Annotated in this window: 16 protein-coding genes; 6 read left to right on the top strand and 10 right to left on the bottom strand. The window is 63.0% G+C overall.

Annotated features, from left to right (window positions below; all coding sequences use genetic code 11):
- Positions 1-116: 116 nt before the first annotated feature.
- Together NP945_RS27215 and htpX are read right to left on the bottom strand one after the other, a co-directional pair.
- The gene (locus tag NP945_RS27215; protein ID WP_256748051.1) at positions 117-1544 is read right to left on the bottom strand and encodes an RsmB/NOP family class I SAM-dependent RNA methyltransferase; all 1428 of its coding nucleotides are present in this window, start codon (positions 1542-1544) and stop codon (positions 117-119) included.
- A complete protein-coding gene (htpX, locus tag NP945_RS27210; RefSeq protein WP_256748050.1) occupies positions 1502-2518 on the bottom strand; it encodes a zinc metalloprotease HtpX in 1017 nt (338 codons plus the stop codon). Before htpX ends, NP945_RS27215 begins: the two co-directional genes overlap by 43 nt.
- 119 nt (positions 2519-2637) lie before the next feature.
- Between htpX and NP945_RS27205 the strand changes: the two genes are divergently transcribed.
- Positions 2638-2859 carry a DUF1674 domain-containing protein gene (locus tag NP945_RS27205; protein ID WP_256748049.1) on the top strand — a complete coding sequence of 74 codons (222 nt, stop codon included), beginning with the start codon at positions 2638-2640 and terminating at the stop codon, positions 2857-2859.
- Between the two features lie 7 nt (positions 2860-2866).
- Here the strand turns inward: NP945_RS27205 and NP945_RS27200 are convergent, their stop codons facing one another.
- Positions 2867-3532: an HAD-IA family hydrolase gene (locus tag NP945_RS27200; protein WP_127301864.1), complete on the bottom strand. Its 666-nt coding sequence runs from the start codon at positions 3530-3532 to the stop codon at positions 2867-2869.
- A gap of 171 nt (positions 3533-3703) precedes the next feature.
- On the opposite strand from NP945_RS27200, the gene NP945_RS27195 reads away from it, so the two are divergent.
- The 3 genes from NP945_RS27195 (at position 3704) to NP945_RS27185 (ending at position 8012) form a co-directional block, all read left to right on the top strand.
- The gene (locus NP945_RS27195) at positions 3704-4573 is read left to right on the top strand and encodes a transglutaminase family protein (protein ID WP_127269220.1); all 870 of its coding nucleotides are present in this window, start codon (positions 3704-3706) and stop codon (positions 4571-4573) included.
- A 339-nt stretch (positions 4574-4912) separates the two neighbouring features.
- Positions 4913-6388 (top strand): TadE/TadG family type IV pilus assembly protein, encoded by a 1476-nt coding sequence (locus NP945_RS27190; protein ID WP_256748048.1) that lies wholly within the window; start codon positions 4913-4915, stop codon positions 6386-6388.
- Positions 6389-6743: 355 nt separating this feature from the next.
- Positions 6744-8012, top strand: coding sequence for a cyclopropane-fatty-acyl-phospholipid synthase family protein (locus NP945_RS27185; RefSeq protein WP_128287919.1), 1269 nt, complete (start codon positions 6744-6746; stop codon positions 8010-8012).
- Between the two features lies 1 nt (position 8013).
- On the opposite strand, the gene NP945_RS27180 is transcribed toward NP945_RS27185, so the two are convergent.
- Positions 8014-8757 (bottom strand): MOSC domain-containing protein, encoded by a 744-nt coding sequence (locus NP945_RS27180; protein WP_127272273.1) that lies wholly within the window; start codon positions 8755-8757, stop codon positions 8014-8016.
- Entirely contained in the window at positions 8757-10712 is a 1956-nt protein-coding gene (acs, locus tag NP945_RS27175; RefSeq protein ID WP_127268243.1) for an acetate--CoA ligase, read from the bottom strand. The genes NP945_RS27180 and acs overlap by 1 nt, the downstream gene beginning before the upstream one ends.
- A gap of 302 nt (positions 10713-11014) precedes the next feature.
- On the opposite strand from acs, the gene NP945_RS27170 reads away from it, so the two are divergent.
- Positions 11015-11287, top strand: coding sequence for an usg protein (locus tag NP945_RS27170; RefSeq protein WP_013529022.1), 273 nt, complete (start codon positions 11015-11017; stop codon positions 11285-11287).
- A gap of 307 nt (positions 11288-11594) precedes the next feature.
- Here NP945_RS27170 and NP945_RS27165 read toward each other — a convergent pair whose 3' ends face one another.
- On the bottom strand, positions 11595-12629 hold the full coding sequence (locus NP945_RS27165) for an aldo/keto reductase (protein ID WP_127268244.1): 1035 nt from the start codon (positions 12627-12629) through the stop codon (positions 11595-11597).
- 52 nt (positions 12630-12681) lie between these two features.
- The gene (locus tag NP945_RS27160) at positions 12682-13863 is read right to left on the bottom strand and encodes an MFS transporter (protein ID WP_127268245.1); all 1182 of its coding nucleotides are present in this window, start codon (positions 13861-13863) and stop codon (positions 12682-12684) included.
- Between the two features lie 119 nt (positions 13864-13982).
- Here NP945_RS27160 and NP945_RS27155 point away from each other — a divergent pair, with 119 nt between their 5' ends.
- Entirely contained in the window at positions 13983-14891 is a 909-nt protein-coding gene (locus NP945_RS27155) for a LysR substrate-binding domain-containing protein (protein ID WP_256748047.1), read from the top strand.
- A 44-nt stretch (positions 14892-14935) separates the two neighbouring features.
- Here NP945_RS27155 and NP945_RS27150 read toward each other — a convergent pair whose 3' ends face one another.
- The 3 genes from NP945_RS27150 to NP945_RS27140 all read right to left on the bottom strand — a co-directional run bounded on the left by NP945_RS27150 (position 14936) and on the right by NP945_RS27140 (position 17519).
- The gene (locus NP945_RS27150) at positions 14936-15985 is read right to left on the bottom strand and encodes an aldo/keto reductase (protein WP_256748046.1); all 1050 of its coding nucleotides are present in this window, start codon (positions 15983-15985) and stop codon (positions 14936-14938) included.
- 177 nt (positions 15986-16162) lie between these two features.
- A complete protein-coding gene (locus NP945_RS27145; protein WP_127268248.1) occupies positions 16163-16417 on the bottom strand; it encodes a type II toxin-antitoxin system Phd/YefM family antitoxin in 255 nt (84 codons plus the stop codon).
- Positions 16418-16856: 439 nt separating this feature from the next.
- The gene (locus NP945_RS27140; RefSeq protein WP_127273581.1) at positions 16857-17519 is read right to left on the bottom strand and encodes a YggS family pyridoxal phosphate-dependent enzyme; all 663 of its coding nucleotides are present in this window, start codon (positions 17517-17519) and stop codon (positions 16857-16859) included.
- Between the last annotated feature and the right edge of the window lie 70 nt (positions 17520-17589).

Below are 17589 nucleotides of genomic sequence, written 5' to 3'. Positions count from 1 at the left end.
GAGTCTACATGATTGCACGATTCGTGCGAAGGCGAATTCCACGACCCCACGCCGGTTCACCTGGCTTTGCCCCCGATCCTACCCCTAAAAGTCAGTAAATCCGGGCAATTCAATCGCTAGCCGGCTCGCCGCATGCGAGCGGCGAAGAAACCATCGAGGCCCGAGCGTTCCGGCGCGCCGAGCTCCAGGTCGGCGGGCGTGGTGCGCAGCGTGCCTTGCGGGGTCAGGAACGGATCGATGCCGGCGATCTCGCCTTGCCGCAACGGATCGTTGGTGACTTCAGGCGTGCCGGCCAGAAAGGCGCGATAGAGATCCTCGCCTTCGAGCGGATCGAGCGAACAGTTGGAAAAGACGATCCTGCCGCCGGGCTTCACCAGCGTGACGGCGCGGGCGAGCAGCCTGCGTTGCAGGTCGGCCAGTTTTTCGACATCGGCCGAAGTCTTGGTCCATGGCACGTCTGGATGCCGCCGCACCGTGCCGGTCGATGAGCAGGGCGCGTCGAGGAGCACGGCGTCGAACAAGTCCTTCGGCTCGTATTTGAGCAGGTCGGTCTGAACGATTTCGGCGGACAGGCCGAGACGGTCGAGATTCTGCGTCAGCCGCACGAGCCGGTTTTTCGAGGTGTCGACGGCGGTGACCTTCGCGCCGGCAACGATCAGTTGCGCGGTCTTGCCGCCGGGCGCGGCGCAGAGATCGGCAACCCGCAATCCCGTGACATCGCCGAACAGCCGGGCGGGCAGGCTGGCCGCGGCGTCCTGGACCCACCAGGCGCCCTCGGCAAAGCCAGGCAATTCAGTGACAGGACCGACAAGATTCTCGACTCGCACCGTGCCTGTCGGCAGGACGATACCGCCAAGTTTTTCGGCCCAGAGACCGGGATCGGCCTTGACCGAGAAGTCGACCGGCGCCTCAACGCGATGCGCGTCGAGGATCTGTCCGGCCTTCTCGTTGCCGTACGTGGTCTTCAGCCGATCGGAAAACCACTTTGGCGCTTCGTCGGTGGCGGCAAGGGCGGCAGGCAATTCCGTTTCCTTGGCACGTGCCAGTGTGCGCAGCACGCCATTGACGAGGCCGGAGAAGCGCACCGTGCGCGGATCGGACTTGGCATGGGTCACCGCAATGTCGACGGCGGCGCTGTCGGGAATATCGAGGAACAGGATCTGTGCCGCCGCCACATGCAATATGTGCGACAAAGCGGTGGCGTTGGGCGGCAGCGGCTTTTCCAGGCGCCGCGCCAGCAGCCCCGATATGGTCATGCGGTAGCGCAGCGCGGTGACCAGGATGGCGCGGACCAGGCCGCGATCGCGCAAGTCGAGCGCCTTGTACTGCGGGTGGCCGTTTTCGTGATCGGTCAGCCCATCAAGCGGGGTCCTGGCATCGATGACGGCGGCAAGCAGGCGCGCCGCCGCCTTGCGTGCGGCGAGACCGGCAACGAAGTCGCCGCCGTCCCTGTGTTCCTGATCACCTGAAACCGTGCGTCGTGGTCCTCTGTCCGCCACGCTCACGACCACCGGCCCTTGGGCCCGGTCGGATTGCGACCCCATGGGTTGGATTTGGGCTTGGCGGGCTCCGCCGGCTGCTCGGGCTGCGCTGCCTCGCCCCACGGGCCGGATGGCCGCGGTTGATCTGCCTGCCGTGGCGTCGACGCCTGGCGCGGGGCGGCCTGGGCTTCGCCTTGCATCTGCTGCGCCATCGCCTGCAAGGCTGCGATGCGGTTCTCAGTGGCGGGGTGGGTGGAGAACAGGCTGTCCATGCGCTCGCCGTGAAGGGGATTGATGATGAAGAGATGCGCGGTCGCGGGATTGCGCTCGGCATCGGGGTTGCGGATGCGTTCGGCGCCGCGGGCGATCTTGTCAAGCGCCGATGCCAGCCAGAGCGGGTGTCCACAGATTTCAGCGCCACGCCGGTCGGCCTCGTATTCGCGGGTGCGGCTGACCGCCATCTGCACGACCATCGCGGCAAAGGGCGCTACGATCATCGCCGCCAGCACGCCGACAAAGCCGAACGGATTGTTGTCGCGATTGCCACTGAAAAAGAAGGCGAAATTGCCGAGCATCGAGATGGCACCGGCAAAGGTGGCGACGATCGTCATGGTGAGCGTGTCGCGGTGCTGCACATGGGCGAGCTCGTGCGCCATGACGGCTGCGACCTCTTCAGGCGTCAGCGCCTGCAACAGGCCGGTGGAGGCAGCAACCGCCGCGTTCTGCGGGTTGCGGCCGGTGGCAAAGGCGTTCGGCTGCGGGTTGTCGATCAGATAGGTCTTCGGCATCGGCAGGCCGGCCTGTTTGGCCATTGCCTGGACGATGGCGTAATATTCGGGCGCGTTCCTTTCGTCGACCTCGACGGCACGGTTCATCGACAGCACCATCTTGTCGGCATTCCAGTAGCTGAACAGATTGGTGCCGGCCGCGAACAGGAAGGCGATCATCATGCCGCCGGTGCCGCCGATCAAAAAGCCGACGCCCATGAACAGCGCCGTCATCGCGGCAAGAAGCATGGCGGTGCGGATGGTGTTCATCGTCTGCTCCTGTCGAAATGGCACCGAAAAGGGGTCGATCGTCGTGCGTTCATGGCTATATGATGGGAAACGCCAGTTCCTGTTTCAATTGACTGGGCTCAATCTGCCGAGATTATCGCATGACCGACGAAATCAGTAAAACAGGCGCCGCTTCTGCCGAAGCGGCATCGCAGAGAGAGCTAACGCCGGCCGCACGCCGTGCGTTGGCCGAGGCCGCAGCGCGGCGGGAAGAGTACCGCGAAAAGGAGGCCGCGCTGCCGAAGGAGATCGGCGGCCGCGGCGGCAAGGAGCCAGGGCGCTACGGCGACTGGGAGGTAAAGGGCCTCACCAGCGATTTCTAGATGCCGCCTAGGCGGCGTTGCGCTGCGGCTCGAGCGCGATCCAGCCACGCTCGTCGACGGTGATGCCGACCATGTCGTAGCCTGCGATCGCGGCATGTTGCGTTGGCAAGGGGTGCTTGTGCGTGGCGCTGATGACCATGACCGCGGCGCCCGCCGCTTCGGCTGCCGCGATGCCAGCTGGAGCATCCTCGAAGACGAGGCAATCGCGCGCGTCGAAGCCGAGCCGTTCCGCGCCAAGCCGGAAGCAATCGGGCGCCGGCTTGCCGCGGGAGACATCTTCCGCCGCGACGATGATGGCCGGGACGGGGATGCCGGCGGCCTTCATGCGCAACAGCGCCAGCTCACGTGGGGCGGAGGTGACGATTGCCCAGCGTTCGGGCGGCAGCGAATCGAGGAATGCCACGGCGCCTGAGATCTGGATAATGCCATCGAGATCGGCCGCCTCGGCCTTCAGCAGCAGATCAGCCTCGTATGCCGGGTCGACGCCCGGCAGTGCCAGGCCGGTGATGGTCTCGATCGCGCGCACGCCATGGATCGTCGGCAGGAAGGCGGCGACGTCGAGCCCCTGGCGGAGAGCCCAATTGCTCCACACCCGTTCCGCCGAGGCGATGGAATTGATGAGCGTGCCGTCCATGTCGAAGAGGAAGGCCGCGAATTTTCTGCCTGAATACATGATTTTCCTTGAGTCCGGGGAGGCGCTTGGTCGGGTGACCGAACCTAACGTCTCGACTGCGGCAGGGGAAGACACGGGGGCGTGCTTTTCGATCGGCCCAGGGAACCACGATATCCTCCGGGCGTTTGGGAAGGACTGCTTCTCACAACAACGATCGAAGGGGGACCAACGGTGCTGATCCGGCTCGGCTACGAAATCGCCATCGAATGCGTAGCCGCCACGCCGGTGATTTCAGTGCTCGAGATCCATCGGGACAGGCAGGGCGACATCAAGCGGCAGACGCGGGTGCTGACCTCGCCCGCGGTGCCGACAAGACTGTACCACGATCTGCATGGCAATGCCTGCCGGCGCTTCACAGCGCCCGCCGGTGGTTTTCGCATCCTGTACGACGCGGTCGTAGAGGACAGCGGCGAGACGGACGAGGTAAACACCCTGGCCAGGGAAGTGCCGGTGGCGGATCTGCCCGACGAAGTTCTCGGTTATCTCCTCGGCAGCCGCTATTGCGAGACGGATCATCTGAGCAGCCTAGCCTGGCAGCTCTTCGGTGACATCCCGTCCGGCTGGGCGCGCGTGCAGGCGATCGTCGACTATGTCCACAACCGGCTGTCGTTCGGCTATGGCTATGCGCGCTCGACCCGCACCGCGGCTCAGGCGCATGAGGAGCGCGTCGGGGTTTGCCGCGACTTCGCCCATCTGGCGATCACGCTTTGCCGCTGCATGAATATTCCGGCACGCTATGTGAACGGCTATCTCGGCGATATCGGCGTGCCAGCCGATCCGGCGCCGATGGACTTCTCGGCGTGGCTGGAAGTGTTCCTCGACGGCAAATGGTACACGTTCGATCCTCGCCACAACACGCCCAGAATCGGCCGTATCGTCATCGCCCGCGGCCGCGACGCCACCGACGTGCCGCTGCTGCACAGTTTCGGCCCCCACCGGCTCAGCCTGTTCAAGGTGTGGACCTATGAACAGGAAGGCAATCTGTTCAACCCGCCCTACCACGGCATCGACAGGACCGTCAGCGCACAGATGCTGGCGTAGTCGCGATGCCTGCCGATGCGACAGGTGGCAGCGAGGTTCTTTCCAGGCACAATTTTCGGGACACATGGTCCGCTTCGGCACAGTGAGCTTGTGCCGCAACAGGACGCCGTCGATGGCGTCGCGATGCCTTGGGCCAGATCATGGTAAGCGGCCGGTAAACGCGAGCGCCACGGCGCGTTCCCGTTTACCAACCGTTCACCTTTGTGGGTTCCAAAACTTAACAAAAACAACGACTTGCTGTTGGAAGGCGAGCTCTCCGCCAGGCCAAGGCGTCATCCGGCGGGAATCCTGCATTGCCCTTTCCGCGGCGACGAGGCCGAGGCGAGTGGAGGCTGTAGGATGCGGAATTACGGGGGTCTTGTTCACGCGGTCGGCGGCTTCGCCAGGGATCGCGGTGGAAATTTCGCGGTCCTGTTCGGCCTTAGCGCCTCGGTCTTGGCGCTGGCAGCGGGCTTCTCGGTCAACGTATCGCAGCTCTACAATGCCAGATCGAGCCTCCAGAGCGTGGTCGACGCCGCGGTCACGTCAACGGCACGCGACCTGACGACCGGCGCCACCAACGAAGCCGATGCCGACACATCGGTGCAGGCCTTTCTCGACGCCAACAGCCAAGCAGGCATTCTGCAGGCCGACCAGATCGTGCTCGACAGGTTGATCGTCGACAGGACTGCCAAGACGGTTCAGGCCGACGCCCATATCGATGTCGCGCTGTACTTTCCGATTTTCGGCACGGGCGACATGAAACGCGTCACCGCTTCCACAACGGCGCTCTATTCGGACAAGACCGTCGAAGTGGCGATGATGCTGGACATAACGGGATCGATGGCCAAGCGCGGCAAGGTCGACAAGATCGGCGATCTGAAAGCTGCTGCAAAAAATGCTGTTCTGACGATGCTGCAGAAGCAGGATCCGCAGAACCCCCGCATCCGCGTCGCGATTGTGCCTTATGCATCTGGCGTCAACGCCGGCAAGCTGGCGGAAAACATCTATGCCGAGAAGCAAGGCAGCTCTGAGCTCCCACCCGTCGCCGGCAGTCCGCTTCTCGTCGCCAAGACAGGCAAAAATCTGCTGCCGTCCTTCAGCGACTACATCTCCATTGTCGGCGCGGCGATGCCACGCCCCGACAATTGCGCCACCGAGCGCAAGGACAAGAACGGCAACGCGGATATGAGCGCCGACGGCCCAGACACTGTTCGCACCGACAGGAACGGCAAGAAATACTATGCCCTGGTCAACCGGGACGATCATCTCGGCGGAGGTATGAACAGGTGCCCTGGTGCGGAGGTGATCCCGCTGACCGCCGACTCCGATGCATTGCTTGAATCGATCGAGGACTTCCAGGCCGATGGCTACACGGCCGGCGCGATCGCCATTCAGTGGACCTATTATATGCTGTCGCCGCAATGGCGCACTGCAATCAGGAACGCCGGTCTCGGCAAAGGCGCCTCGGATGCCGATCCGAAGAAGATCGCCAAGGTCGCGATCCTGATGACCGATGGCCAGTTCAATACCGCCTTCGCCGGGGCTGGGGACAGGTACAACAGCCAGGGCAACCTTGCGCGCGGCAACGCCGAAACGCTGTGCGAAAACATGAAAAATGATGGCATCGAGATTTTCACCATCGGCTTCGATCTGGACGACAAGGACATGTCGGCAACCGAGCGGGACCAGGCAAAGGCGGTGCTGAAGGACTGTTCGTCGAAGGACACCTCCGCCGCCAAGAGGCATTTCTTCGACGTGTCCACCGGAGCCGAATTGGACGACGCCTTTCAGGAGATCATTCGCAACACCGAAAAGGTCGCATTGACCCAGTAGTCCGCAAACGGAAAAGGCCGCCGCTTCTTTCGAAGCCGGCGGCCTTCCGTGTTTCCGTCCGTGGCGCGGCCTTGGCGGCGACCTATCGGGTCACCCGCCGCGCATTTCGCGCCTTAACGGGAAGACTGCTTCCCGAAAGTGCAATCCGCTGAGGCCACGTTCTGGAAAACGAAATCACTCGACATCGGATCACCTCCTTTCGATTTGTTGAGCACATACTGATGATGGGGTGCATTGCAGCAAAAGACAAGGTGCAGGTCTGAAATTAGCCAACGGGGGGCTTGGTGCGAGCCGCTTGCGATTGCCAGGCCGGCCGGGCAAACTTCTGCCTGGGGCCAGCATTCGGAGGAGTCGCATGGAGGCAGCCGAAAAGGCCGCTCGCATCGTTCGAACGGTGATCGAAACATTGAAACCGGGGTTTGCCGTCAGGCTATGGACCGGGGAGCGGATCGGCCCCGCCACGGGTCCGGTGCTCACCATCAATGACCAGGACATCGTCTGGCAGATCGTGAAGCGGCCGTCCCTGTCGACGCTGATCGAGATGTGGATTTCCAAGACGATCAACATCGAAGACGGGACGATTTTCGACTTTTATGCCCTGCCGTCGCAAGGCAAGCTCAGAACCAAGCTCAAATCGCTGCCGAAAATGGCGATCCTGCGCGACCTGCCTTCCGTGCTGTTGGCACGCAAGCAGATGACGGCGCGGACCGATCTGTCGGGGCGCAATCCCTATGTCAGCGGTTCGAGCCAGGAAGCGATCCAGCATCACTATGACATTTCGAACGCTTTCTACCGGCTCTTCCTCGACGAGCGCATGGTCTACAGCTGCGGCTACTTCAAGGATTTCGCCAATGGCATCGATCAAGCACAGATCGACAAGCTCGACCATATCTGTCGCAAGCTCCGGCTGAAGCCTGGCGAACGACTGCTCGACATCGGCTGTGGCTGGGGAGCGATGCTCATCCATGCCGCGAAGAACTATGGTGTTGTCGGCCACGGTGTCTCGCTGTCGCAGGCGCAGACCGATCTTGCCCGCGAACGCATCCGCGCCGAAGGGCTGGAGGACCGCATCACCATCGAGATCAAATCCTATGCCGAACTCACCGGCTCGTTCGACAAGATCTCGTCGATCGGCATGTTCGAACATCTTGGGCTCGCCAACCACGCCACCTATTTCAAGACCATTCATCGCCTGCTGAAGCCGGGCGGCATCTATCTGCACCACGCCATCACCCGGCGCAGCAAGGGCGACATGAAGAAGACCCTGCGCAAGGGGCCGGAGTACAAGGCGCTGCTCAAATACATCTTCCCCGGCGGCGAACTCGACACGATCGGAATGACAACAGGCAATCTCGAGGCGCATGGTTTTCTCGTCTACGATGTCGAGAACCTGCGCGAGCACTATGCCCGCACCTGCAGACTGTGGGCGGAGCGGCTGCACGAAAGGTTCGACGAGGCAATCGCCGAGGTGGGCGAAGCCAAGGCACGGCTATGGTTGCTTTACCTGACGGGCTGTTCGATCACCTTCGAACGCGCCTCGGCGCAGATTTTCCAGACCGTCGTGACCAAGCGCGCGCGTGGTCCAAGCGGCCTGCCGCCGACGCGGGCGGATCTGTATCGATAGCTTACAGGAAGCGCATCGCGTCGCCGGTTTCGACGCGCGCCGGCCGGTCGACCGTGCAATAGACGCCGAGATTGTGGGCGTTATGGCGAACCAGATTGCGCAGGATCGCCGGATCATGGTCGAAGCCATCCTGGGCGATGATGGTGAAACCGCAGCGGCGGCAGGGTTCGGAGATGGTCAGCAACAGGTCGCCGATGGCAAGCTTGCGGCCGATCCATTCCGTCTCCGGAAACGACCCTTCGAGTGCCGCCATGTCGACGACGATGTTGGGACGAAAACGGCGCGGATCGGGGGTGCCTTCCGGATGCAATGCCTTCAGGCGCGCCAGCGAAGCCGTGGTCAACAGATGGATCGGCGCCTTGCGATAACGCTCCGCCGTCAGCGGGCCGGAATAGTCAGGCGCGGCATTCTCGCGACGAAACGGCCGGATCGAGGCCTCGAAGCCGAGATAGGCCGATACCGCGCGGTCGCTCTCGATACTTGGCGCAGCCAGCCAGTTGCCCTCGGGAACGGCAATCTCGAGTTCCAGGGTCGGCGACAGCCGGGTTCGGATGCGCGGCACCTTGTGCCATTTCGGGTCGCGGTCCGGTCGCGCGATCTCATTGTCGGACGCGTCGACAAGGCCGAACATGCGGTCGCCCTTAATGCTCTCGATGTCGACCGAGATTGTCTCCCGGCGCTCGCCGGCAAGCGAACTCGCCGGATAGCGCCAAAGCTCACTGACAGTGCCAAGCGCTGCCTGCATCAGCTCTTCTTGTTTTGCCGGTTGGCGACCAAATCATCGACGACGGCCGGATCGGCGAGCGTCGAAGTATCGCCGAGCGCTGAAAAATCGTCCTCGGCAATCTTGCGCAGGATGCGGCGCATGATCTTGCCGGAACGCGTCTTCGGCAGGCCGGGCGCGAACTGGAGCTTGTCGGGCGAAGCGATGGCGCCGATCTCCTTGCGGACATGGGCGACCAGCTCCTTGCGCAGCTCCTCGCTCGGCTGCTCGCCGGCCATCAGCGTGACGTAGCAGTAGATGCCCTGTCCCTTGATGTCGTGCGGATAGCCGACGACGGCGGCTTCCGAAACCTTGTCGTGGCTGACCAGTGCGGATTCGACCTCGGCCGTGCCCATGCGATGGCCGGAGACGTTGATGACGTCGTCGACGCGGCCGGTGATCCAGTAATAGCCGTCGGCGTCACGGCGGCAGCCGTCACCGGTGAAATACTTGCCCTTGTAGGTCGAAAAATAGGTCTGCACGAAGCGGTCGTGGTCGCCATAGACGGTGCGCATCTGGCCCGGCCAGGAATCGGTGATGCACAGATTGCCGTCGGCCGCACCTTCCAGCACCTTGCCCTCGCCGTCGACCAGCTGCGGCTTGACGCCGAAGAAAGGCCGCGTCGCCGATCCCGCCTTGAGGTCGGTGGCGCCGGGCAGCGGCGTGATCAGGATGCCGCCGGTCTCGGTCTGCCACCAGGTGTCGACGATCGGCACCTTGCCGTTGCCGACGATGTTGAAATACCACTCCCAGGCTTCCGGATTGATCGGTTCGCCGACCGAACCCAGTACGCGCAGCGACTTGCGCGATGTCTTGGCGACATGCGCGTCGCCGGCGCCCATCAGCGCGCGCAGCGCCGTCGGCGCGGTGTAGAAGATGTTGACCTTGTGCTTGTCGATGACTTCCCAGAAGCGCGACTGCGACGGATAATTCGGCACGCCTTCGAACATCAGCGTGGTGGCGCCGTTGGCGAGCGGGCCGTAGACGATGTAGCTGTGGCCGGTGACCCAGCCGACATCGGCGGTGCACCAGTAGATGTCGCCGTCATGGTAATCGAAGACATATTGGTGGGTCATCGAGACGTAGACGAGATAGCCGGCGGTGGTGTGCAGCACGCCCTTCGGCTTGCCGGTCGAACCCGATGTGTAGAGGATGAACAGCGGGTCCTCGGCCTTCATCTTCTCGGGCTTGCATTCGGCTTTCACCGTCGCGACCTCGTCGTGGTACCAGACGTCGCGGCCTGAAACCCAGCCGGTCTTGCCGCCGGTGCGGCGCACGACCACCACCTTTTCGACTTTCGTTCCGGCTTTCGCGGCGATCTCGATCGCCTTGTCGGTGTTTTCCTTCAAAGGGATGGGCTTGCCGCCGCGCAGGCCTTCATCAGCCGTGATGACGAAGGTCGACTTGCAGTCGTCGATGCGGCCGGCCAGCGCATCCGGCGAGAAACCGCCGAAGACGATCGAATGGACGGCGCCGATACGCGTGCAGGCCAGCATCGCATAGGCGGCTTCCGGGATCATCGGCATGTAGATGGTAACGCGATCACCTTTCTTGACGCCGTGTTTCTTCATCACATTGGCGAGCCGGCAGACATGCTCGTAGAGCTCGTTATAGGTGACCTTCTTGTCATCGTAGGGATTGTCGCCTTCCCAGATAATGGCGGTCTGGTTGCCGCGCTTCTTCAGGTGCCGGTCGATGCAGTTGTAGGAAACGTTGGTCAGTCCGTCCTCGAACCATTTGATCGAGACCTTGCCGTCGAAGGAGGTGTTCTTGACCTTGCTGAAGGGCTTGAACCAGTCGATGCGCTTGCCGTGCTTGCCCCAGAATTTGTCCGGGTTCTTGACGCTGTCGGCATACCATTTCAGGTAGGTGTCATTGTCGATCAGCGCGTTTTTCTTCCACGCCGGCTGGACGCGATGGACATGAACCTCGGACATTCCTGACTTTCCTCCCGAACCAATCGCCGGCTTGAAATGCCGGCGGGATCGCGGCGACAGGGCCGCGAATTCGGCGGCATTATTACCAGTTCCGCCGTTACGGCAACATTAGACGTTGGATTCGCGCGGCGGGATGCCGCAGGGGGCTTCCCCGAGGCTGTCAGCACTCGGCCAAGTGCGCTGCTAACTGCATGTTTTCGCATGCTAAAGCCGGTTCAGATGAAGAAAAAATCAATAGACGATTAATCAGCGGCGCGCACAATCAGCCATGGGAGGACAGGCGAATCAACCTGGGGACCGTAATGCGCGACCATGCCGAAATGGACCTGATGCTCAAAGGCTATGGCTTGACCACGGCCAAGATTCTCTATCACTTTCCCGATCACCCGCATCTGCTGCAGAGCTTCATCTGGCAGGACTACGATCTGGCGCCGAAGTTTCCGGTGCTGATCAAGTTCATCGAATTCTGGAAGGCCAAGCTGGACGGGCCGCTGCATTCGATCAGCTACACCCACCAGAAGCTGATCGCGCCGAATGAGTGGCGCAAGGTGGATGGGGAGTTCGTGCTGCACTGAGAGCAGTAGGCAGGCATTTTGTCGACCATTAGTGGTTGGCGCAAACGCCTATCGCGTCGTCATCCACGGGCGAAGCAAGGAGCGAAGCGACGCGGCGCAGACCCGAGGATCCATGCCGGGACTCCGAAGCGTCACAACGGTGCAGAATTCTGCTCCGCTGCACTTTACGGCCAAGGTCGCGGCATGGATCCTCGGGTCTTCGCGACGCCGCTTCGCGGCTGCTCCGCCCGTGGATGACGAAGTTGAGGGGCTTCGGCTACCCCCAAATGTCTCTATGGCGGCCCCGGAACGTAAGACTGTGACTTAATCAAACAGCCGGCGGGTTCAGCCGGGCAAAGCCTTCCTGCCGCCGATACGGGAAGTACGGGTAGGGCGCGGTGACTTCGCTTGCGGCGTCGAGTTTCCCGATCTGCTCCGGCGTCAAGGTCCAGCCGACGGCGCCGAGGTTCTGGCGAAGCTGTTCCTCGTTGCGGGCGCCAATGATGACCGACGACACGGTCGGGCGCTGCAGGAGCCAGTTGATGGCGATCTGCGGCACGGTCTTGCCGGTTTCCTGCGCCACCGCATCGAGCGCATCCATCACCCGATAGAGATGCTCGTCCTCGACCGGCGGTCCGAAGCTTGCCGTGTCGTGCAGCCGGCTCTTTTCCGGCAAGGGCTGGCCACGGCGGATCTTGCCGGTCAGGCGGCCCCAGCCAAGCGGGCTCCACACGAGCGCGCCAACGCCCTGGTCGAGGCCGAGCGGCATCAGCTCCCATTCGTAGTCGCGGCCGACCAGCGAGTAGTAGACCTGGTGCGCGACATAGCGCGGATAACCGTGCTTGTCGGCTTGCGCCAGCGACTTCATCACTTGCCAGCCGGAGAAATTGGAGACGCCGACATAGCGCAGTTTGCCGGCGCGCACGAGTTCGTCCAGCGTCGACAAGACCTCCTCGATCGGCGTCCCGGCATCGAAAGCGTGCAGTTGCAACAGGTCGATATAGTCAGTGCCGAGGCGCTTCAGCGCGGCGTCCACCGACTTGATCAACCGCGACCGGGAAGAGCCATAGTCAGCCGGTCCGTCGCCCATCGGCAGCGCGGTCTTGGTCGATATCAGGACGGCATCGCGGCGGCCTTTTATGGCTTCGCCAAGCACCTCTTCCGAGGCGCCGTTCGAATAGACGTCGGCGGTGTCGAACAAATTGACGCCGGCCTCCAGGCAAATGTCGATCAGCCGCCGCGCTTCCCTGGCGTCGCTGTTGCCCCAGGCGCCGAACAGCGGGCCGGAGCCGCCAAAGGTTCCCGCGCCGAATGAGAGTGCGGGCACTTTCAGGCCCGATGCACCGAGACGTCGGTAGTCCATCTTTTTACTCCTGTGGAATGAAGGGTGTGGGAAGCGGGTTTGCAGAGGACGGTCACGACCGGATGGAGGCAGGCTCGCCGAGCGTGGCGGTGCGATCGAGACGCAGCGCCAGCCCCGCCACACCGAGTGCCGCGAGCGGCAGCAGGGCGGCGACCCAGGTAAGGGAGCCCAGGCCAAGGCCATGGGCAATCACCGCACCACCAAGCCAGGCGCCTGCCGCATTGCCGAGATTGAAGGCGGCGATGTTGAAGGACGAGGCGAGGCTCTGGCCGGCACCTTGCGCCTTGTCCAGCACCCACATCTGCAGCGGCGCCACTGTGGCGAAGGCGGCGGCACCGAGCAGGCCGACATAGATGACGGCCATGACCTGGCTGTGGATGGCGAAGCTCATGGTGGCGAGCACCAGGGCCAGCACCACGAGACTGCCCAGCACGGCCGGCACCAGCCAGCGGTCGGCGACCTTGCCGCCAAGCAAATTGCCGGCGATGAGACCGCCGCCGAAGACGAGCAGGATCGGCGACACGGCCGCTTCCTTGAAGCCGCTGATCTCGGTCAGCAGTGGTGCGATATAGGTGAAGACGGCGAAGACGCCGGCATAGCCGAGCACCGTGGTGGCGAGGCCGAGCAGGACGGGCGTGCGGCGCAGCACGGCGAGATCGGCGCGCAGATCGCTCTTTTCGGGCGCCGTCCGGCTGCGTGGCACCAGAGCCAGGATGACGGCGAAGGCCGCCACGCCGACCAATGTCACCGCCCAGAAGGTCGCTCGCCAGCCGAAGGCCTGGCCGAGCCAGGTGCCGAAGGGCACGCCGAGGATGTTGGCGATGGTCAGACCGGTGAACATCAGCGCGATCGCCGAGGCTTGTCTGTTGGGTGCGACCAGCCCGGTGGCGACGACAGAGCCGACGCCAAAGAATGTGCCGTGGGCGAAGGCGGTGATAATGCGGGCGCCCATCAGCGTCCAGTAATCGGGGGCCAGCGCACAGGCGAGATTGCCAAGCGTGAAGATCGCCATCAGTGCCAGAAGCACGGTCTTGCGTGGCCAGTTGCCGGTGGCGATGGTCAGCAGGGGCGCGCCGATGACGACGCCGAGCGCATAGCCCGAAATGAGCTGGCCGGCGGCCGTGATCGAAACGCCGAGATCCTTGCTGACATCGAGCAGCAGACCCATGATGACGAATTCGGTGACGCCGATGCCGAAGGCACCGGCGGCAAGCGCGTAAAGAGCAAGAGGCATGGCGGTTTCCACTTCGATGGCGAAGAGCGCCGTCCCGCGCCCCGACCCCTGAGATCGTGCTTCCCTGCATTGTGAACCAGACTTGCCTTGGGCACATTTTCTGTGAAATAGATTCACAAATGGCCAGGCCCGATATCAATCGCTCCGGCGAGATCGAAGTGTTCGTGCGCGTCGTCGAGGAAGGCAGTTTTTCCTCCGCGGCACGCGCGTTGCGCATGACACCGTCGGCGGTGAGCAAGCTGATCGCGCGGCTGGAGGCCCGGCTTGGCGCGCGGCTGGTCAGCCGCTCGACGCGAAAGCTGCAACTGACGCCGGAAGGTACCGCGTTCTACGAGAGCGGCCTGCGCATCCTCGCCGACATGGCGGCGGCCGAGCAGGAGGCGGCGGCGGGTGCTTCACCGCGCGGACGGTTGCGCGTCAACAGCTACGTGCCCTTCGGGGTACACCGGCTGATCCCGCTTCTGCCACGCTTCCTCGAACGCTACCCCGAGATTTCGGTCGATCTGGTGCTGACCGACAGCGTCATCGACCTGATGGCGGAACGCGCCGATGTCGCTATCCGTGCCGGGCCGCTGAGTGAGTCACGGCTGGTGGCGCGCAAGCTGGGGCAAAGCCCTGTGGTGGTCGTTGCAGCACCTTCCTACCTCGAAACGCAGGGCACGCCGCTGACGCCAGCCGATCTCGACAGGCATAACCGCATGGGCTTCGGGTTCGTCAGGCATCTCGATGGCTGGCCGTTCCTCGACGCGGACGGCCGCGCCATCATGGTTCCCATCACCGGCAACACGCTGGTCAGCGATGGTGAGGCGATGCGGCTGATGGCGCTGGCGGGCGCAGGCATCGCCCGGCTGGCGCGCTGGCATGTGGCGGAAGACATGGCGGCCGGCCGGCTGGTGTCGCTGCTGGAGGCATTCAATCCGGGCGACGAGGAGCCGACCCACGCCGTCTATGTCGGCCAGGGCCGGCATCTGCCGGCGCGGGTGCGTGCCTTTCTCGATTTTCTCGGAGAGAGCGTCCGGCTGAGCTGACATCTCCGGAGCCACGGCTCCCGGGATGTCAGCGTGGGCTGTATTTATGCTTTCGGCGTGAACGGCGCCGGGCGGCGGCCCACTGCCTGGCGCTCCAGCATCCAGCCGGGATATTCGGACGGCAGGGCGCTGACCTCGTCGAGACGAAGCAGATCGTCGGTGTCGAGCTTCACTTCAGTCGCGGCAAGGTTCTGCTCCAGCTGCTCCATGCGGCTGGCGCCGATGATGACGCTCATCACGAAGGGCTTGGCCAGGACATAGCCGAGCGCCACCGTGGCGACGCTGACATCATGCTTTTTGGCGATTTCGCGCATGACGGCCACCGCGGCCCAGGCGCGGTCTTCGTTGACCGGCGGGAAGTTGAAGGACGCGCGGCGGCCTTCGCCATTGCCGGGCGCGCCGGGGCCGTACTTGCCGGAGAGCAGGCCACCGGCCATCGGCGACCACACCATCAGGCCGAGCTTCTCTTCGTTGAGCAGCGGCACGATCTCGCGCTCGAGGTCGCGGCCGGCGATCGAATAATAGGACTGGACGGTCTCGAAACGGGCAAAGCCCTTGCGCTCGGCGATGCCGAGCGCCTTGGCGATGCGCCATGCCGCCCAGTTGGAGACGCCGACATAGCGAACCTTGCCGCTGGCAACGAGATCGTCGAGCGCCCGCAGCGTTTCGTCGATCGGCGTCACGGTGTCGGTGCCGTGCAGCTGGTAAAGATCGATATGGTCGAGCTGCAGCCGCTCTAAGCTGGCATCGACCGAGTCCATGATGTGGCCGCGTGACGAGCCGCGCTGGTTGGGGCCTTCGCCCATGGCGCCATGCGCCTTGGTGGCGATGACCACGTTCTGCCTGTTCACACCGAGATCCCTGAGCGACTGGCCGAGCAGCCGTTCGGATTCGCCAAAGGAGTAGACGTCGGCCGTATCGAAGAAATTCACGCCGGCGGCGAGCGAATGGGCAACGATCTCGTTGACACCCTTCTGGTCGAGGCTGGCGATCAGGCCCCATTGGGCATTCTGACCGGCGGCGCCGAAGGTCATGGTGCCGAGGCACAGTTCGGAGACGAACATCCCCGTATTTCCAAGCTGGTTGTAGCGCATGGTGGCGGCTCCAGAGAATTTGTGATGACGCAAAGCAAATAGGAACGGTACGTTTCGTTTCCAATTGCTGGCTCAACGAGCCCGCCGAGTTGGCCTATAACCCCTCACCGCATCTAATGCCGCCATCAGAAAAGCGCCCGCTGCATTCACCGAACGAGGTTCGCATGAGTATGCGGATTATAAGTCTATAACTCGGATCTTCGTCTTCGGGCGGCGATTGACCTCCTCGACGAAGTCGTCATCCCACACGGGACCTGAGAGAAGATATTCCGCAAGCGAAGGTGTTGCGCCGACCAGTCGGTCGTAGTCCTCGGGGGAGAGTACGACAGCAGTTGGCTTTCCGCGCACCGTGATGGTTTGTGGCCCTTGTTCCCGCGCCTGCCGTACGAGTTTCGCCAGATTGTTCTTCGCGTCCTTAAGATGCCAGTTCAAGGGCACTACTCGCTAGATGGCTTCGCTAGTCATATACCAGATGCCGTTGAAGCATGGCAGGGTTTCCGCTCGAACAGATGTGTTCGCTAGTTCCTCGACATGGGTTGGAAGCTATTGGCAGCGAGAATCTATAGCCTCTTTCGGCGGCAGATCGCAAACCTCGGGGATTGGCCTAAACATCTCTCTCGTCGTCATCCACGGGCGGAGCAAGGAGCGCAGCGACGCAGCGCAGACCCGAGGATCCATGCCGCGACATCTGCCGAAGAATGCAGCGGAACAGAATTCTGCACCGCTGCATTTTCCTTGTCGTCACGGCATGGATCCTAGGGTCTGCGCTCCGCTTCGCGTCGCTCCGCCCTAGGATGACGAAGGTGTGGTGGCCTGCAGCCAATCGAATATGTTGGAATTTAGCGACTAGAGACCGGTCTGTGCATCGGAACTATCGGCTGCCGAAGATCGCCGAACCGACGCGGACGCTGGTGGCGCCGAAGGCGATCGCGGTCTCATAATCGCCGGACATGCCCATCGAAAGTTTGGCGACGTTGGCTTCCTTGCCGAGCTTTTCCAACAGCGCGAAGTGCGGGCCGGGATTCTCGTCGGCCGGCGGGATGCACATCAGGCCCTCGATGGCGAGGCCATGGACGTCGCGGCAGCGGGTGACGAAAGCCACGGCCTCGCGCGGCTCGATGCCGGCCTTCTGCGGCTCGGAGCCGGTGTTGACCTGGACATAGAGTTTTGGCGCGCGGCCCTGTTTGGCGATCTCCTTGGCCAGTTCGGCGGCGATCTTCTCGCGATCGATCGTCTCGATGACGTCGAACAGCGCCACAGCCTCCTTGGCCTTGTTGGATTGCAGCGGGCCGATCAGATGCAGTTCGATGCCAGGAAAAGCGTCCTTCAGATCAGGCCATTTGCCTTGCGCCTCCTGCACACGGTTCTCGCCGAAGACGCGCTGGCCGGCTTCGATGACCGGGCCGATGTCGGCAGCGTCAAAGGTCTTGGAGACCGCGACCAGCGTCACGGCGCCGGCTTCGCGGCCGGCCTCGCGCTCGGCGGCGTCGATCTTCGCCTTGACCGCGAAAAACTGCTGAACGGCATCGCCCATATGCAAATCCTGCTGTTTTGACCGGCGTTTTTGTCAGACGCGATACCCATATGGTTGACGGGTTTGCCAA

Source organism: Mesorhizobium sp. LMG17149 (genome assembly GCF_024518695.1).
Classification (GTDB): Bacteria; Pseudomonadota; Alphaproteobacteria; order Rhizobiales; family Rhizobiaceae; genus Mesorhizobium.
The sequence above is the reverse complement of the archived record's forward strand: the minus strand, read 5'-3'. Positions and strand labels throughout refer to the sequence as shown.

Bases quoted from the DNA above. Each gene is read 5' to 3' on its own strand.
- NP945_RS27160 (WP_127268245.1), bottom strand. From the start codon at position 13,863: ATGCCTCTTGCTCTTTACGCGCTTGCCGCCGGTGCCTTCGGCATCGGC.
- acs (WP_127268243.1), bottom strand. From the start codon at position 10,712: ATGTCCGAGGTTCATGTCCATCGCGTCCAGCCGGCGTGGAAGAAAAAC.
- NP945_RS27215 (WP_256748051.1), bottom strand. From the start codon at position 1,544: ATGGGGTCGCAATCCGACCGGGCCCAAGGGCCGGTGGTCGTGAGCGTG.
- NP945_RS27205 (WP_256748049.1), top strand. From the start codon at position 2,638: ATGACCGACGAAATCAGTAAAACAGGCGCCGCTTCTGCCGAAGCGGCA.
- NP945_RS27140 (WP_127273581.1), bottom strand. From the start codon at position 17,519: ATGGGCGATGCCGTTCAGCAGTTTTTCGCGGTCAAGGCGAAGATCGAC.
- NP945_RS27165 (WP_127268244.1), bottom strand. From the start codon at position 12,629: ATGGACTACCGACGTCTCGGTGCATCGGGCCTGAAAGTGCCCGCACTC.
- NP945_RS27150 (WP_256748046.1), bottom strand. From the start codon at position 15,985: ATGCGCTACAACCAGCTTGGAAATACGGGGATGTTCGTCTCCGAACTG.
- htpX (WP_256748050.1), bottom strand. From the start codon at position 2,518: ATGAACACCATCCGCACCGCCATGCTTCTTGCCGCGATGACGGCGCTG.
- NP945_RS27185 (WP_128287919.1), top strand. From the start codon at position 6,744: ATGGAGGCAGCCGAAAAGGCCGCTCGCATCGTTCGAACGGTGATCGAA.
- NP945_RS27200 (WP_127301864.1), bottom strand. From the start codon at position 3,532: ATGTATTCAGGCAGAAAATTCGCGGCCTTCCTCTTCGACATGGACGGC.
- NP945_RS27190 (WP_256748048.1), top strand. From the start codon at position 4,913: ATGCGGAATTACGGGGGTCTTGTTCACGCGGTCGGCGGCTTCGCCAGG.
- NP945_RS27155 (WP_256748047.1), top strand. From the start codon at position 13,983: ATGGCCAGGCCCGATATCAATCGCTCCGGCGAGATCGAAGTGTTCGTG.
- NP945_RS27180 (WP_127272273.1), bottom strand. From the start codon at position 8,757: ATGCAGGCAGCGCTTGGCACTGTCAGTGAGCTTTGGCGCTATCCGGCG.
- NP945_RS27170 (WP_013529022.1), top strand. From the start codon at position 11,015: ATGCGCGACCATGCCGAAATGGACCTGATGCTCAAAGGCTATGGCTTG.